We start from the raw sequence: 16730 nt of genomic DNA on the forward strand, positions 1-16730 counted from the left end.
ACAAATAACCGCAAATTTACGCAATACAATACACAAAAAAATAGCCCCCTGCAATAAATACAGGAGGCTAAAAAACAAGTCGAGTTAGTTAGTTTTTAAGTATGTTTCTTGATATTACAAGCTTTTGTATTTCGGTTGTGCCTTCGCCAATGGTACACAGCTTAGCATCCCTGTAAAATTTCTCTACCGGATAATCTTTTGTATAACCATAGCCACCATGTATTTGCACAGCTTCGTTTGCTACACGCACGCAAACTTCGCTCGAATACATTTTACCCATAGCACCTGCAAGTGTTACCGGCTTGTGGTTATCTTTAAGGAAAGCCGCTTTGTGCAGCAACAATTCAGATGCTTCAATCTCTGTAGCCATATCAGCCAGCTTAAAGGCTATGCCCTGAAAACTGCTTATAGGCTGCCCAAACTGGTGGCGTTCTTTACTGTATTTTAAAGCAGCTTCATAAGCGCCTTTTGCAATACCTAAAGATAACGCACCTATAGAGATACGCCCGCCGTCGAGCACTTTCATGGCCTGTATAAAGCCCTCGCCCACTTCGCCAAGGCGGTTAGCATCAGGAATGCGGCAATTGTCAAAAACCAGTTCGGCAGTTTCGCTGGCACGCATGCCCAGCTTATTTTCTTTCTTGCCACTGGTAAAGCCCTGCATGCCTTTTTCAAAAACAAAAGCTGTCATACCTTTAGAGTCACCCTTTTCTCCGGTGCGTACAATAACCACAGCTACATCGCCCGATTTTGCATGGGTAATAAAGTTCTTAGCCCCATTAACCACCCAGTGGTCGCCATCTTTTACAGCAGTAGTGTTCATACCGCCCGCATCGCTGCCGGTGTTGTGCTCTGTTAATCCCCAGGCACCTATATATTCGGCTGTAGCCAGTTTAGGCAGCCATTTCTTTTTTTGTTCTTCGTTGCCAAAAGCAAGTATATGATTGGTGCAAAGCGAGTTGTGCGCCGCTACAGATAACCCTATAGACGGGTCTACCTTGCTTATCTCTTCTATAACAGTAATGTATTCATGGTAGCCAAGGCCACTACCCCCATATTCTTCGGGTACCAGGACGCCCATATAGCCCATTTCGCCCAGCTGTTTAAAAAGTTCTACCGGAAAATGCTGCGATTCGTCCCAATCCATAATGTTAGGGCGGATGTGAAGTTCTGCAAACTCCCTGATCGATGCTGCGATCATGGCCTGCGTTTCGTTATAGTCAAAATTCATTTTAAAGACTTATTTTTTAGTATTCCAAATATAAACGAATTATTTTTGACTTTAATGTAAAAATATCATTAATTTTTGACAATTCGTCAAAATTAACAATTTTACCATTCATACTCCTTTGTGTAATGATGGCTTTTGCAATTTCCCTGTTAAAATAAGGGAACCGCAAAAGTTGCTGTAGTGAAGCAGAATTAACGTTAATTGTATTTATTTGAGGATTGCCGCTTACTTTAAATCCTTTACGTAGTCCGGCAACAGCTTCGGGAGAAAAATCAAAATCATCCATCTGGTCCATGCTTACAAAAGCACCAAGATCGGCACGGCGGCGCAATATTTTTTTGGCAAAGGCAGGTCCTATACCGTAAACCGCAATAAGGTCTTCTTCTAATGCCGAGTTAATATCTATAGCAGGTTTGGTAATTGATTTTTTAGAATCAAATTTTTCAGGATAGTTATTAGCAGGATATTTTTCTGCAGACGCATACTCCTGTTTAGGTGCAGTTTGCTCCCTGTTTTTTTTATTTACCCAATCAGGAAATTTAAAGTAAGGCGATAATTTTGCCAAAAGGCTGTCGGGCACTTTAGTAACCGCCTTAAAATCAGCCGCAGAGTTTACCCATTTGCCGTTTTTGCGAAAAGCGTGCAGGCGGTCTATCTGCTCGGTAGTCATGCCCAGGGCATAGCCTTTATAATCAGTTATAAAATTAGGATTAAAGGGATAAATTGTGGTTTGCTTCTCTCCTTTCTTAGCTTTAAGCGCATCTATTTTAGATTGCAATGACAGCCATTGTTTTTCTTCTGCCGATTTCCCGGTTTCAGAAGTAAAATCAGCTTTACTGATAAAATAGTAACCTGCTTGTATACCTATAATAAGGAAGCATAGTGCCAGTATGCCTTTGCGTTGGTCTTTAGTGAGGTTATGGTGGAGGTTTTTGAACATTAGCTCAGGTTCTTAGGCTCTTAGAATCTTAGGGACTTAGTATTAGAGATCAAAAACCGATGTTCGTTTAGTATACACCATATCTTTTAACCGTAGCCAGAAAGCCAGCGTTATATAAACACCAAACCATAAACCGGCAGTTACAAACGTTATGTATATAAAAAACAAGCGCACATTTGTGGCGCGCATGCCCAGCTTATCGGCAAAGCGCGAAGCTACCTCAAAGCCATGCCTTTCAAAAAAATGCCTGATGTTTGTTATTAATGCCATATTTAATTTGTTTAAAGTTGCTTATCAGCACTTTTGCCTGTTCCCTTCTCCCTTTTGCCTTCTCCCAAAACCCAAAACTACAAATAAAACCTTTACCTTTTTAAAAGCTCTAAGCCTAAAGCGCATTGCAGGCAGCGTTTGTGGTTGCAGTATTCGTTCTTGAGCTGCAACAGCGACTGGCTGTCATAAGCCGACTGCGTTTCCATTTTAAACGATTTAAACTTATCTATTATGGCATTCTTTTCGGCGTCAATCTGCTGCATTAGCACAACCAGCTCTTCACCGTTCTCTTTACCCATGCTCCTGCCATATGCAAACTTAAACGGGATAACAGTATTAATGATAAGCAGGTCTATAAACGAATGCGATAAGGGTTTGCGTTTTTTAGGGCTCTCCTTGTCAAACCTGTAATGCGTTTGCCAATAGCTGCCTGCCTGAACATTAAATATAGAATACAAGTCGGCCAGCGTTGAAGCCTCTATAATCTTAGAAAATAAATTTTGGCTTGTGTGGTACAGTTGCCCCAGCTGAGAAAGACGGATGGTAGGAAAATTATCGGGCCGGTGTCTAAAATATTCAACGCTATTTACATGTACAGATTCTAACCTGTGCTTGTGCACCATATAAGCATAGCGCCCCTGCAGGTCTTTAGCATAAACATCTTCATGATCGCCATCAAGCATACCGGCACGGCCAAAGAGCAATGCCTCAATATTTTCGGCATCAAAACTTTCTTTGCGAACAATGCTAAATGGCAGCGACTTTGCCACTTCATAAAATACCTCGCCATTAGTGTTAAGCCCAAAGTTCTTCGCGAGGAAACAAAATAAAACCGCCTCCCAGTCGGCATTCGTTGCTGCAGCCAATTGTAGTATGGGCAGGGCTTTACGTTCCAGTCGCTCAAAAAAGAGGCGTTCTTTCCAGTTGTTTACCACAAAAGAGTCCATGGTTTCAAGGTCCCTTTCACAGAATATCCATGTTTTGGACGAAGCCAGTGCATTGTAACTTACCAGCAGTGCAGGGTCTACATGGTGCTTAAGTTCCAGCACCGGAATTTCAGAGTTATCCCTGCGCATAACCTCTATATCATGCTCCCATACCACATGCAAAATTACGTTGTCATAATTAGTATCGCGCTCGTGGCTGTGCAGGTACCAGTCGGACGACTTTATATGGATCTCTACATTGCCTGCCCACTTTTGCCCGCCTATAACCACCTGCGCATTAAAAAAGTCGGGCCCGGCAAGCTGAAGGTACTGCCCGCCATTAACAATGGTTACAGGTTCGCCCTGCACCGTGGTTAATCCCTGTGTTGCAAACTTTTTAAACTGCCACACATGGTGCAGGAAATCTTCTTTCATAAGCCTAATTGAACGCCTAAAATACAAAAATTCGATAATTTATAGAATATATTTTATTCCGTTTTTTATGTAGCTTATAAAGCACCATCTGGTAATGGCTGAATTACTTTACCTCTTTCTTCACTACCTTAAACTCCAACGCCTGGCTTCCTAAAAGCCCGTCGCCACTAACGCCCTCTATCATTATTTTATACTTAGAAGTAATGTCAGACGTATAAAATTCTATTTCGGCAACACCGCTGGCATCGGTAATAAGGTTTGGGTTCCAGTATAAGGTGTTTCTGAAATCGTTAGTATTATCAATAGTTTCGGCATCATAAACGGGACTGTAAAATTCTTTGGCCGGGTAGTAGCTTTTAATACGTGTCATATTAAATTTTGCTAACAATTCGTCCTCAGTATAATGATGAAACCTGTACGGGGCAAGAAACACATTTGTATCCGGGTCTTTATATACCTGTCCCTCTACTGGCCTGAGCCCGTTAAAAGGATGCCGGGGGCAGTTGAGCACTCCAAACTCACATACATAATCTACATTATTAGACAGGCTGTCCAGCTTACCCAGGTATTTATCTCTGAAAGCACGCTTCTTTTTTACCCTTGCAGTAAGCACTACTTCATTAAGCTGGTTTACATTTTTAGCAACCTTAAAACGCTCCGGCGGTACCGGGGCTTTTTTTTGGTTACCGGGCAGTGGATATACAAATTGTTTTTTTGCTGTTATCTTCCTGATTTTTTCAGTGGCTGGGTCAACGATGCGCTGTATGGCTATATCACTGCTACTTTGTAACAGTTTAAAATAGGCATACTCTCTTTTATCAAACTGTAAATTTTCAGGAAATATGGTATACTTTCCTTTGCTGTCTACTTCCAGCAATGTTTTGTTTAATTCTTCAAACCCAAAATAGTTCATCACTATTTGTTGGTGCAGTTTATCTCTTGCCTTAGGCTTTTTTGCAAGAATAATCCCCGTAAGAGTATCTGATACAAATGGTTGCTTTTTTGATGCCTGCCTTGCCAAATTATCTTCCGCCCATTGGTAGGAACGCCATCCTTGTGTAAGCAATAACAAATCTAAGGCGGGTTGCCTGTTTTTATTTTGGGGGTTAAAATAATATCCGGGGTTGCATATTTTTCCTTTTACCTGTGTAGAAAGCTGGTAATAACTTTCTATGGTTTCAGAATTTTTAGGATCAAGGTACACATCATCTGAAATACTTACACCAAAATGAGCTACAATTGGGCCTCCCTTGTCGTCAACTGCAGTAAACTTAAGCTTTACCTTGTCTTTTGTTCCGTACTCTATTTTATCTAATGTAGCGGTAATATTCAGTTTTTTGTCCTCATTTATAAATATAAGGCGCTCTGCCACAGGCTTAAATTCAGAATCAAAAAGGGTGACTTCTGCAATACCGGACGGGATATCTCCCACTGGCATTTTTATACGTTTCTCGCCATTAATGGTAAATTGTGCCGTGTTATATACTGTACCCCTAAGCTGAAGGCGGACGTACATTTTTTGTTCGGGCAATGCTTTGCTTTTTGCTACCCTTAAATTTAAGGTATCTGCATTTTTAGAGAGTAACTGCAATACGTAGCCTGTAGCTGCCACTTTGGGTAACGGATAATTTGTATTGTAACCTTCAAGCTTTACAGAATAAGCGTCGTCTGCCAATGGAATAATGTAAAAAGACCCCATACCGCCGTGATAGCTTGCTATACTAAACATTGCCTTTGTGCCATTGTATATTACGCCTTTTACTTCTACAGGGTTTCCTTTATTGTCTACAGATTTGAAAGCTACTTTACTTGTAATTCCTGCCACTAAATGCCCCCCTTCCGGCATGAACTGAAAATCTATACTATCGGTTTGTACAGCCGCGGTTTCAGCCTGTGATTTCTCCTTTAACGCATCAATACTTTTTATAATTACAATCTTTTTTACTGACTTTATTTCGTTATCATCTGCGTTTACCGAAAATCCTGTTTGCGCTACCAGCGCATATTCGCCGGGCTGTAAGGTGTCCTGTATATAAATATGCCCATCTGTAAATCCATTTTTTACGGCATATTTTTCTTCCCACACTACTTTTTTGTGAGGCATTTGAAGCAAGCTAACATATAGCGTTTTTGTATTTTGGGAGGGTGTAAAGAATTGCGAATTTAAAACATAGCCTTTAAACCATAGGTCTTCGGATGTTTCATAAATATCCTTACTGGTTTGAAGGTAGACTTCTTCGCGGGTGTGATTTGCTGTTATATTTTCTAAACGGTTAGAAATTATATCAGGCACACTATTAGCTTCCTGGGCATCTGTAACAGATGTAAGAAATAATAAGGTTGCCCATACTATCCAGGATACAACATTTTTAAAAGCGATATACTTATTTGAAATACCCACGCTTAGGAGATTTATTATAAATATATCAAATTATTTGAAGCTAAGTGAAGTGGTGTAGTGATTTAATCCTATAAAAAGCACCCTGATTAGCACGATTTAATTTACTTAACATATTCTAAGCATGCTAAAATATCCTCTTTCTCTAATTCAGGATGATCCTCAATTATATCATTTGTAGACATACCAGATCCAAGCATATCAATGACCACATCTACAGGCCAACGCATGTTTCTTACGCATGGTTTACCATGACAAATTTCAGGATCTATTGTAATTCTTTCTAAAAGACTCATGCTATTTAGTTTTTACCTCAAAAATACCAAATATTTTAAAACAAAGTAACAATGTGTTAGGTAATTGTAAGATACAAAAAAAGCGCATCGTTAAATGCGCTTTGTCTTTATGCTTCTACAGAAACTATCTCTGCCCCGGTTACAAACATTTGGTAAATCACTTCTGTTTGCGCTGCGTTGGGCATGTATTCATTTGTCATACTATATAGGTGTTTGGTTATTTTATTTATTTATTTTTAGAATGGAACATCGTCATCATCGGCGGGGCTGTTCATGTTACTGCCAAAGGCATCATTTGCAGACGGCAGGTTTTTAGTAATAAAGGCATTGGCACTATCGTTCATGCTTGATGGTAATTCGTCAAACGGCGAACTAAAGTCGTCCAGGTTATCAAACTTACCAAGGCTGCCTATAAATTTAAGCCTGATATTCTCAAGGCCACCATTACGGTGCTTAGCCACAATAAATTCGGCCTGGCCCTGTGTAGGAGACTGCTCCTCATCATCCCACTCCTCAATTTTATAATATTCAGGGCGGTAAATAAACGATACGATATCCGCATCCTGCTCAATCGCACCTGATTCCCTAAGATCCGACAGTAAAGGCCTCTTGCTCGACCCACGGGTCTCTACCGCACGCGATAGCTGCGACAGGGCAATTACAGGCACCATAAGTTCTTTGGCAAGCGCCTTAAGGTTACGGGAAATAGTAGAGATTTCCTGCTCACGGTTACCGCCGTTTTTACCGTTTCCGCCGGCAGTCATTAATTGAAGGTAATCTACAATGATCATCTTGATACCAAACTGCGATGATAGCCTTCTTGCCTTGGCACGTAAATCGAAGATGGAAAGCGATGGTGTGTCATCTATGTAAAGGGGCGCTTTTTCAAGGTCCTTTACCTTGATACTTAACTGCTCCCACTCGTGTTTTTCTAATTTACCGGTACGCAGTTTTTCCGACGGTAATCCTGTTTCGCTCGATATCAAACGGGTTATAAGCTGTACCGATGACATCTCCAGCGAGAATAACGCTACGGGATGCCCAAAATCTATAGCCATGTTACGCGCCATAGAAAGTACAAATGCCGTTTTACCCATACCCGGCCTTGCCGCTATAATAATAAGGTCGCTTGGCTGCCAGCCACTTGTTAGTTTGTCCAGGTCATGAAAACCGGTTGCCACACCACTCATCCCCTCTTTTCCGGCAATCTCTTCAATACGTTTCTTGGCTTGTATTACAAGGCTTTGTGCCGTTTCAGAGCTTCGTTTAATGTTACCCTGGGTAACTTCATATAGTTTCGACTCGGCTTTATCGAGCAAATCAAATACATCGGTAGTCTCGTCATAAGCTTCTTCAGATATTTCTGCCGAGATGCGTATAAGGCTGCGCTGTATAAATTTTTGCAGGATTATACGTGAGTGAAACTCAATGTGTGCCGACGATGATATTTTTTGGGTAAGCTGTATAAGGTAAAAGTCGCCACCGGCAAGCTCCAGCTTGCCCACTTTTCTTAGCTGTGCAGATACCGTAAGTAAATCTACAGGCTGTGTATCGTTAAAAAGCTGTACAATGGCCTCAAAAATATGCTTGTGGGCTTCTTTATAAAAGGCATCGGCCTGCAGGATATCGATAACTTCATCAACCCCTCTTTTATCAATCATCATAGCACCCAGTACTGCTTCTTCTAAATCAAGAGCCTGAGGCTGAATTTTGCCTTGCTCAAGAGAGATAAGCCTGGATTTGTCTATCTTCTTTGGGTTAATATTTTTTAAATTCTCCATGTTGCGAATGTACTCAAAATTGAGGCGGGTATGTTAGGTAATTGTTAAGGCACATCTGTTCATAACTTGTTTATAAGCAAGCCCTGATTGTTCATAAGCCAAAAAAAATCCGAAGCTGTAAGGCTTCGGATAAAATGGTACTAAAAGGCCGGTTATTCTTTAAACTCGCCCATTTTACTGTACTTATCCATCCTTTGCTCTACAAGATCGTGTGTTGATAAGTCTTTTAGTTCATTATATGCTTTTAATATATATTCTTCTACGCTTTTAAAGGTAGTTTCCCTGTCATAATGCGCGCCACCAAGTGGTTCCGGGATAATATCGTCTATTAGGTTTTGCTTTTTCATGTCAAACGCCGTTAGCTTTAAAGCTTCTGCCGCCTGCTCTTTATATTCCCAGCTTCTCCACAAAATAGACGAACATGATTCTGGCGATATTACAGAGTACCATGTGTTTTCCAGCATATACACCCTGTCTCCCACACCTATTCCTAATGCTCCACCAGATGCTCCTTCTCCTACTATAATGGTAATGATAGGCACTTTAAGGCGGCACATCTCAAAAATATTTCTTGCAATGGCCTCTCCCTGTCCGCGCTCTTCGGCTTCAAGGCCTGGGTAGGCTCCCGGGGTATCTACTAATGTTATAACAGGCACGCCAAATTTCTCGGCCATTTTCATTAACCTTAGCGCCTTGCGGTACCCTTCCGGGTTAGGCATACCAAAGTTACGAAACTGCCTTGTCTTGGTATTAAAACCTTTTTGCTGGCCTACTATCATAAACGACTGCCCGCCTATTTTGCCAAGCCCACCTATCATAGCTTTATCATCTTTAAAGCCGCGGTCGCCAAACAACTCCAGGAACGTATCTCCTGTTAACGCCCTAACGTGGTCCATAGTGTAGGGACGGCTTGGGTGTCTTGACAGTTGTACCCGTTGCCAGGCTGTAAGGTTTTTATATATTTTCTTTTTAGTCTCTTCGAGTTTTTTCTCAATCTGTTTGCAGGTATTGGATACATCCACATCCGACTCCTGGCCAATAACAGTGCATTTATCTAACTGCTCTTCCAGTTCCCTGATAGGAAGCTCAAAATCTAAATATTCCATAGTAAAGGCAGATTTTTTATTTTAGTGAAGCTGCAAAGATAAAACTTTTAATGTAAGTATGGCAATCCTCATGCCCAATTACTTCGCGGTTTCGGCTTTGTTTTTTAGCACTCCGTTGATTATCACGGTAATTAATATAATGGCAGCACCTATGTAAAAGGTGTAACCCATTTGTTCATCGGTCTTAAAGACTATTAATGCAAGAATAATCCCATAAACAGGCTCAAGGTTTATGGTAAGCATCATGGTATAAGCACTTATAAATTTCATGACTTTTACGGCAGCAATTTGTGCATAAGCAGTGCAAAACGAGCCCAATATAAATAGCCAGAGCCAGTCCCATTGAGATAGCGTAAAAAACTCCTGTGTAAACTGACCCGTAAAAAACAGGTAGAGCGAAAAGAAAAATATGCCGCCTAAAAGCTCATAAAGCGATATGGTTACAGGGTTATATTCTTTAGCGAACTTACCGTTGATAATAGCAAACAATGCCGATAAGCAGGCCGATATTAACGCTATACCAATGCCCAGTAGTAAATGGTTTGTACCTGTAGGTGTATTATGTATTACATTTCCCACAGCAGATAATGAGAATGGCCCCGAAGATATCTGGGTAACCAGTGCCACAAAAAATTCGCCGTATATTATGATACTGAGTGCCAGTATAACCACCATGCTCAATATAAGCTCATACCACACCACTTTTTTACCATAAAACACGGTTTCTAAAAGCGATGCAAAGAATGCCCCGGTAGAAAGGCACGCCAGTGTAACAGAGATATTACTGACTTTTATGGCTTGAAAAAACGTAAACCAATGTACGGCAATTACAAGCCCCGCTATAATAAAACGGATAAATGTTTTAAGGGATATTTTAAAGGGAGCCTTTGTTATTATGGCATATACTATCATTATAGCTACACCTATACACATCCTGAACCATACCAGCGGCATGGCACCTATAGTAATAAGCTTGCCCAGTACTGCCGTAAAGCCCCAAACAAATACTATAAAATGCAGGTGAAGGTAATTTTTAAAACTATCGCCTTGCATTACTGAGGAGTATTACAGCAAGTATGCCAAAGGTTACATTAGGTATCCATACGGCAATAAGCGGCGAAAACGTAGACTTCTCTGCCATAGTGCCAAATACTTTATCAAAAAATATAAAAGTAAAAGCCAGCACGATACCAAGTGCAAGATTAACCCCCATACCGCCACGGCGTTTCATGGCAGACACTGCCACGGCAATTACCGTAAGTATAAATGCCGATGTAGGGATGCTGTATTTTTTATATTTTACTACGAGGTAGGCATTTATATTGCCGGAGCCACTTTCTTTCTCTTTATCAATAAAGCGGTTAAGCTCGCCCAGCGTCATGGTTTCGGCGGCATAAACCGTAGGTGTAAGATCATCGGGCTTAAAGTTGAATTTAAACTTTTTCATGGGCGAAGATTCCAGCACATCCCCCATTTCGCCCACTGTTCTTTTTGTAAAGGTAGACAACACATAAGTACTGTCTTTATCATCAAAACGGATTGTGCCCGCGTTCATTTTATAAACCAACTTATTATTGTCAAACTTTTCCAGGTTAAAGTTATAACCTGTTTGTGTAGCAAAATTAAAACTGCTCACATAAATGTATTCTGTTTCGCTTATTTGTTTGTAAACATCGGTACTTTGCCGCGACTCCGGGTTGCTTTTTAAATATTTGTACCTAAAATCGTTAAAGCCTTTACTGGCTTTAGGCACAAAGAAAAAGCCCATTAGCAATGCCAGCACAGATATCATGGTAGCCCCTATAATATAAGGCCTTAAAAACCTGAAAAACGAAATACCCGACCCTAATATCGCGATAATCTCGGTATTATTAGCCAGTTTACTTGTAAACCATATTACCGACAGGAACAGGAATATAGGGAACAGCAGGTTAGCAAAATATATGGTAAAATTACCGTAGTAAATAGCCACTTCTTTAAAAGGTACTTTATTTGCAAGTATCTTATTTACTTTTTCAGATACGTCTATAACTATCCCTATAGGGATAAACATGAGCAGCATTACAAAAAAAGTGGCTAAATAGCGCTTAAGAATGTACCAGTCTATTATTTTCACAGCGTGCTTTTTATCAAATATAAAAAATTAAAGCCTTTGGCTCATTTGCTTAACCATCTTTTCTTTCCAAGCATAAAAATCGCCTGCTATAATATGCTCCCTGGCCTCGCGCACCAGCCACATGTAAAATCCAAGGTTGTGTATGGTAGCAATTTGTTTACCAAGGTATTCATTAGCAGCAAAAAGGTGCCTTAAGTAGGCTTTAGTATACTGGGTATCTACAAAGGTAATGCCCATCTCGTCTACCGGAGAAAAATCATCTTCCCACTTCTTGTTCTTAATATTTATGGTGCCGTTTGCAGTGAATAACATACCGTTACGGGCATTACGTGTAGGCATAACACAGTCGAACATATCTACACCAAGGGCAATATTCTCTAATATGTTTATTGGCGTGCCCACACCCATAAGGTAACGTGGTTTATCTTCGGGTAGTATGCTGCACACCACATCGGTCATGGCATACATCTCTTCAGCAGGTTCACCCACGCTAAGTCCACCTATAGCGTTACCCACAGCACCGGCATTAGCAATATATTCGGCAGATTGCTGGCGAAGGTCGGTATACGTACTTCCCTGTACAATAGGAAAAAACGCCTGGCTGTAGCCATATTTATACGGTAGTTTTTCCAGGTGCGATATACAACGGTCCAGCCAGCGGTGCGTCATGTGCATCGACCTTTTGGCATAGCGGTAGTCGCACGGGTAAGGTGTACACTCATCAAAAGCCATAATAATATCGGCACCTATGGTACGCTGAATTTCCATAACGCTCTCTGGCGAAAAGAAATGGTAGGAGCCATCTATGTGCGATTTAAACTTTACGCCTTCTTCTTTGATCTTTCGGTTAGCCGAAAGCGAGTATACCTGGTAACCACCACTATCGGTAAGTATTGACCTGTCCCAGTTCATAAATTTATGCAGTCCGCCGGCTTTTTCCAATATTTCGGTTTGCGGGCGAAGGTACAAATGGTAGGTATTGCCTAATATAATATCGGGGTTAATATCCTCTTTTAGTTCGCGCTGGTGCACGCCTTTAACGGTACCCATTGTGCCCACAGGCATAAAAATGGGAGTTTGTATAACACCGTGATCGGTAGTAAGGGAGCCCGCCCTGGCTTTGCTTAACGGGTCTTTAGTAACTAAATCAAATTTCATGGTTCTCTTTTACAGCGTGCAAAGATAACTTTATTATTTCAGATTTATGATTTCAGATTTCAGATTATGCGGTGGCGATTGCAGCGTTTACATAATGATTCAAATTTAACAACCTCCATTAAAATATTTAAAGGCATTCTACCTTACCTGCTCTATCAACTCCAACCGCTTAACTATGGTGCTTTTCATTAACAGCGTTCCGGGAGATAACACTGCATTAGCTCCTATCCTGCAGCCATCGCCAACCAACGAACCAAATTTTGTTGCACCTGTGCCTATAATTTTTCCGTTATAAAGCACCGATATATTTTTATTTGCACGTTCGTTATAATGGTTAGCAGCTACAGACCCAGCTTCAAAATTTACATTGTGGCCAATAATGCTATTACCCACATAATTAAAATGTGCAATGGCAGTTCCGCTGCAAATAATACTGCTTTTAACTTCACATCCTGCACCTATTTTTACATTTGCATCAATAAATACACCTTCCCTAAAATAGGCATTAGCACCAACAAAACTATTTTCGCCTATAATCGATGGCGCTTTTATTATCGCGCCGGTTTCAACCACCGCCGTTTTGTGGATGGCAACACTATTTACAATAACATAATCATCCCCTAAATCAGGAATAATTTCTTCAAAAATACATTTCAAATTAGAGGTTATCTCCCATGGAATTACGCTTTTATATATTGGGAACAGAATAGAAAAATCACGTATAAAATCATTTATATCAACCATGTAACAATTTTTATAAATATCAAAGATAACTATTTACAACTTAGCTCAAATTACAACTTATCTCAAAATGACATTTGCAGTTGTCATTTCGACGAAGGAGGATTTCTTACGAAAATAAACATATCAGAAATTTTCAACTCCGTTGCACTTCGCTCAAAATGACATAGCTGCCTCCAAAGCATTGCAGCCTTCAATTCCATTTAAAATTTTCTACATCGTGCCCAAAAAAAAACCACTTTCAGCTTTGTGTTCTTAGTGAAACCTTGTGGACTTCGTGGTAAAAATACACTCCTAAATATGCTGCTGTCATTCCAACGAAGGAGGAATCTTTTACAAATTATATCTTCGGGTTATGTCAATCGTATGACACTACATACACAAAACAAAAAAATATGTTTCGCATTTATTTTTTTAACCAATAGACCGGCAATAAACTACGGTTTGCTTAAGCAAATATGCAAGCAAACTGTTTCATTTTTGAAAGACACGTCTTCAAGATATGTTTAACATATGGGAAATGAAATTGAAAATAGAAATGTAATTATAAAAGAAAATAAAGATAGTAAAAGAAAATGAAATCACGCGGAAAGCGGTTGCGAAAGAAAATCATAAGTGTAACATAAACACTTGTAAACACTGGGGTTTGCGTAAATTTTCGCAAATAAAACACTTGCCATAACTGTAAAAAAGTAGTACCTTTGCACCGTCTAATTTTAACTCAAAAAATGAAACCAAACACACAACAACTCATTGATTTAACTACCCAGGTAAGGCGCGATATTTTGCGTATGGTGCATGCCGTAAACTCCGGCCACCCCGGTGGTTCGCTTGGCTGTACCGAATTTTTGGTAGCTCTTTACCAGGCCATCATGGACCGCAAAGAAGGCTTTGATATGGACGGGCTTGGCGAAGATGTTTTTTTCCTGTCTAACGGCCACATCTCGCCGGTTTTTTACAGTGTACTGGCACGCAGCGGCTACTTTCCGGTTTCAGAATTAGCTACATTCCGCTTACTTAACTCAAGGCTGCAGGGCCACCCTACTACTCATGAAGGTTTGCCGGGCGTGCGCATCGCATCGGGCTCTCTTGGGCAGGGCTTAAGTGTTGCTCTGGGCGCAGCTCAAACAAAAAGACTTAAGGGAGACAAGCACCTTGTGTACACGCTGCACGGCGATGGCGAACTACAGGAAGGCCAAAACTGGGAGGCTATCATGTATGCATCCGCTTACAAAGTTGATAACCTCATTGCAACGGTAGACGTAAACGGCAAGCAGATTGATGGCCCTACTGACGAGGTATTGCCTATGGGCAGCCTGAGTGCTAAATTTATCGCTTTTGGCTGGGAGGTTGTAGAGATTATTGCAGGTAACAACATAGAGGCTATCCTTGCAGGCATGGCAGAAGCGAAGGCTAAAACAGGCAACGGCAAACCCGTTTGTGTACTATTGCATACCGAAATGGGCAACGGTGTAGATTTTATGATGCACACCCACGCATGGCACGGCAAAGCGCCTAATGACGCACAGCTTGCACAGGCTTTTGAACAAAATGCTGCTACTTTAGGGGATTATTAATTTATTTCAGATCTCAGATTGTAGATTTCAGATTTAGCTTCGGGAACGGTAATCGTGCCTGAAAAGTTAAACTGAAAATATTGCAATCTAAAAGATTTGTCCATACTGCAAAGAGCATCCGTGGCAATCTGAAATCTGAAATCATAAATCTGAAATTAAAAAATGACAAAATATAACAATACAGGAAATAAAGATACACGCTCTGGTTTTGGGGCAGGCCTTACCGAACTGGGCCAGACGAACGAAAATGTGGTGGCACTGTGTGCCGACCTGATAGGTTCGCTTAAAATGGATGATTTTAAAAAGAACCATCCGGAACGTTTTTTCCAGATAGGCATTGCCGAAGCTAACATGATAGGCATGGCTGCCGGTATGACCATTGGCGGAAGCATTCCGTACACAGGTACGTTTGCAAACTTCTCTACAGGAAGGGTGTACGACCAAATCAGGCAATCAGTAGCCTACTCAGATAAAAACGTAAAAATATGCGCCTCGCACGCCGGCCTTACGCTGGGCGAAGATGGTGCCACCCACCAGATACTGGAAGATATTGGCCTTATGAAAATGCTTCCGGGCATGACGGTTATTAATACCTGCGATTATAACCAGACAAAAGCCGCTACTATTGCCATTGCAGAGCACCACGGCCCTGTGTATCTACGTTTCGGCCGCCCGTCGGTTCCTAACTTTACGCCGGAGAATGGAGCGTTTGTAGTGGGCAAAGCAGTGCTTTTAAGCGAAGGGACAGATGTTACCATCCTTGCTACCGGCCACCTGGTTTGGGAGGCACTTGTAGCTGCCGAGGCCCTTGAGGCTAAAGGCATCTCTGCCGAGGTAATAAACATACATACCATTAAGCCGCTTGATGATGAGGCCATCCTTAAATCGGTTGCTAAAACAGGTTGCGTAGTTACCGCCGAAGAGCATAACATACTGGGTGGGCTTGGCGAGAGCGTTGCCCGCGTACTTAGCTTAAACAACCCTGCGCCACAGGAATTTGTGGCCGTACAGGACAGTTTTGGCGAAAGCGGAACTCCGGAACAGCTTATGGAAAAATACAAACTGAACAACCAGGCTATTGAAGCGGCTGCCGAAAAGGTAGTTGCCCGTAAAAAATAGTTTTCTTAGTTTTTTGATATAGGGTCCCGGGGCGAAAGCTTCGGGATTTTTTTGTTTATAAATTTATCTTTTTAATTGGAACACGGATGACGCGGATTGAGAACGCGGATTCCACGGATTTTTTTATCAGACTATAAGTACGTATGAGTGTAGTTGGCTCCCCTCTTTGAGAGGGCGGAATATTGTGTGGACAAAATATTAACCTCACTCCAACCCTCTCCAAAGGAGAGGGGGTAGCTGCACTCAGATATGTAAATTTTGTTTCTAAACTATACCTCAAAAATTTAAGAAAGATATCCGTTGTTGGCTCCCCTTTCCCTGGGAGAGAGGTTGGGGGGTGAGGTCAATTGAGAGTGATAATAGAGGTGTGTCTATACGATAGTCCAGAGGAAAGATATGCCACGATTGCTCATAGGCTACAACATACCGTACCTCCGTTACTCATCAAACCTCATAAACAAACACCTAAAAAACCCCACTGCCCCGACAGCGGCGGTATCCTGCCGACCGAAGGGAGGCAGATAAAGCCAAAGGCGGGTGCGCCCATCCCTGAAAAGCACTTAGATGGCTGCTCCCCATAAAACAAAAAATCCCAACCTTTGCAGATTGGGATTTTGTATTTATTATGTTGTATAA

General features: G+C 41.2%; 14 protein-coding genes. 2 read left to right on the plus strand and 12 right to left on the minus strand.

Annotation, left to right across the window (positions count from 1 at the left end; genetic code table 11):
- Positions 1 to 88: 88 nt before the first annotated feature.
- From F565_RS0104380 to F565_RS0104435, 12 genes are all read right to left on the minus strand, one after another.
- Positions 89 to 1231, minus strand: a complete 1143-nt coding sequence (locus F565_RS0104380) for an acyl-CoA dehydrogenase family protein (protein WP_020211983.1) — start codon at positions 1229 to 1231, stop codon at positions 89 to 91.
- Between the two features lie 16 nt (positions 1232 to 1247).
- Entirely contained in the window at positions 1248 to 2171 is a 924-nt protein-coding gene (locus F565_RS0104385; protein WP_020211984.1) for a ComEA family DNA-binding protein, read from the minus strand.
- 42 nt (positions 2172 to 2213) lie between these two features.
- Positions 2214 to 2441: a PspC family transcriptional regulator gene (locus tag F565_RS0104390; RefSeq protein WP_020211985.1), complete on the minus strand. Its 228-nt coding sequence runs from the start codon at positions 2439 to 2441 to the stop codon at positions 2214 to 2216.
- 92 nt (positions 2442 to 2533) lie between these two features.
- Positions 2534 to 3802, minus strand: coding sequence for a DUF2851 family protein (locus F565_RS0104395; RefSeq protein WP_020211986.1), 1269 nt, complete (start codon positions 3800 to 3802; stop codon positions 2534 to 2536).
- A gap of 103 nt (positions 3803 to 3905) precedes the next feature.
- Positions 3906 to 6203, minus strand: coding sequence for a hypothetical protein (locus F565_RS0104400; protein ID WP_020211987.1), 2298 nt, complete (start codon positions 6201 to 6203; stop codon positions 3906 to 3908).
- Between the two features lie 101 nt (positions 6204 to 6304).
- Complete coding sequence (locus F565_RS0104405) at positions 6305 to 6496, minus strand: DUF433 domain-containing protein (RefSeq protein WP_020211988.1); 192 nt, start codon at positions 6494 to 6496, stop codon at positions 6305 to 6307.
- 236 nt (positions 6497 to 6732) lie between these two features.
- Positions 6733 to 8277: a replicative DNA helicase gene (dnaB, locus tag F565_RS0104410; RefSeq protein WP_020211989.1), complete on the minus strand. Its 1545-nt coding sequence runs from the start codon at positions 8275 to 8277 to the stop codon at positions 6733 to 6735.
- A gap of 152 nt (positions 8278 to 8429) precedes the next feature.
- Positions 8430 to 9383: an acetyl-CoA carboxylase carboxyltransferase subunit alpha gene (locus F565_RS0104415; RefSeq protein ID WP_020211990.1), complete on the minus strand. Its 954-nt coding sequence runs from the start codon at positions 9381 to 9383 to the stop codon at positions 8430 to 8432.
- Positions 9384 to 9461: 78 nt separating this feature from the next.
- Entirely contained in the window at positions 9462 to 10436 is a 975-nt protein-coding gene (locus F565_RS0104420) for a DMT family transporter (protein WP_020211991.1), read from the minus strand.
- Positions 10423 to 11499, minus strand: coding sequence for an LptF/LptG family permease (locus F565_RS0104425; RefSeq protein ID WP_020211992.1), 1077 nt, complete (start codon positions 11497 to 11499; stop codon positions 10423 to 10425). The genes F565_RS0104420 and F565_RS0104425 overlap by 14 nt, the downstream gene beginning before the upstream one ends.
- 27 nt (positions 11500 to 11526) lie before the next feature.
- Positions 11527 to 12657 (minus strand): tRNA guanosine(34) transglycosylase Tgt, encoded by a 1131-nt coding sequence (tgt, locus tag F565_RS0104430; RefSeq protein ID WP_020211993.1) that lies wholly within the window; start codon positions 12655 to 12657, stop codon positions 11527 to 11529.
- 138 nt (positions 12658 to 12795) lie between these two features.
- Entirely contained in the window at positions 12796 to 13401 is a 606-nt protein-coding gene (locus tag F565_RS0104435) for a DapH/DapD/GlmU-related protein (RefSeq protein WP_020211994.1), read from the minus strand.
- Positions 13402 to 14126: 725 nt separating this feature from the next.
- Between F565_RS0104435 and F565_RS0104440 the strand changes: the two genes are divergently transcribed.
- Together F565_RS0104440 and F565_RS0104445 are read left to right on the plus strand one after the other, a co-directional pair.
- The gene (locus F565_RS0104440; RefSeq protein WP_020211995.1) at positions 14127 to 14975 is read left to right on the plus strand and encodes a transketolase; all 849 of its coding nucleotides are present in this window, start codon (positions 14127 to 14129) and stop codon (positions 14973 to 14975) included.
- A gap of 162 nt (positions 14976 to 15137) precedes the next feature.
- On the plus strand, positions 15138 to 16094 hold the full coding sequence (locus F565_RS0104445) for a transketolase family protein (RefSeq protein WP_020211997.1): 957 nt from the start codon (positions 15138 to 15140) through the stop codon (positions 16092 to 16094).
- Positions 16095 to 16730 lie beyond the last annotated feature (636 nt).

The organism is Flavobacterium rivuli WB 3.3-2 = DSM 21788 (genome assembly GCF_000378485.1).
Classification (GTDB): domain Bacteria; phylum Bacteroidota; class Bacteroidia; order Flavobacteriales; family Flavobacteriaceae; genus Flavobacterium; species Flavobacterium rivuli.

Coding starts and splice junctions, on each gene's coding strand:
- F565_RS0104395 (WP_020211986.1), bottom strand. CDS start 3,802: ATGAAAGAAGATTTCCTGCACCATGTGTGGCAGTTTAAAAAGTTTGCA.
- dnaB (WP_020211989.1), bottom strand. CDS start 8,277: ATGGAGAATTTAAAAAATATTAACCCAAAGAAGATAGACAAATCCAGG.
- F565_RS0104420 (WP_020211991.1), bottom strand. CDS start 10,436: ATGCAAGGCGATAGTTTTAAAAATTACCTTCACCTGCATTTTATAGTA.
- F565_RS0104405 (WP_020211988.1), bottom strand. CDS start 6,496: ATGAGTCTTTTAGAAAGAATTACAATAGATCCTGAAATTTGTCATGGT.
- F565_RS0104415 (WP_020211990.1), bottom strand. CDS start 9,383: ATGGAATATTTAGATTTTGAGCTTCCTATCAGGGAACTGGAAGAGCAG.
- tgt (WP_020211993.1), bottom strand. CDS start 12,657: ATGAAATTTGATTTAGTTACTAAAGACCCGTTAAGCAAAGCCAGGGCG.
- F565_RS0104445 (WP_020211997.1), top strand. CDS start 15,138: ATGACAAAATATAACAATACAGGAAATAAAGATACACGCTCTGGTTTT.
- F565_RS0104440 (WP_020211995.1), top strand. CDS start 14,127: ATGAAACCAAACACACAACAACTCATTGATTTAACTACCCAGGTAAGG.
- F565_RS0104390 (WP_020211985.1), bottom strand. CDS start 2,441: ATGGCATTAATAACAAACATCAGGCATTTTTTTGAAAGGCATGGCTTT.
- F565_RS0104385 (WP_020211984.1), bottom strand. CDS start 2,171: ATGTTCAAAAACCTCCACCATAACCTCACTAAAGACCAACGCAAAGGC.
- F565_RS0104435 (WP_020211994.1), bottom strand. CDS start 13,401: ATGGTTGATATAAATGATTTTATACGTGATTTTTCTATTCTGTTCCCA.
- F565_RS0104380 (WP_020211983.1), bottom strand. CDS start 1,231: ATGAATTTTGACTATAACGAAACGCAGGCCATGATCGCAGCATCGATC.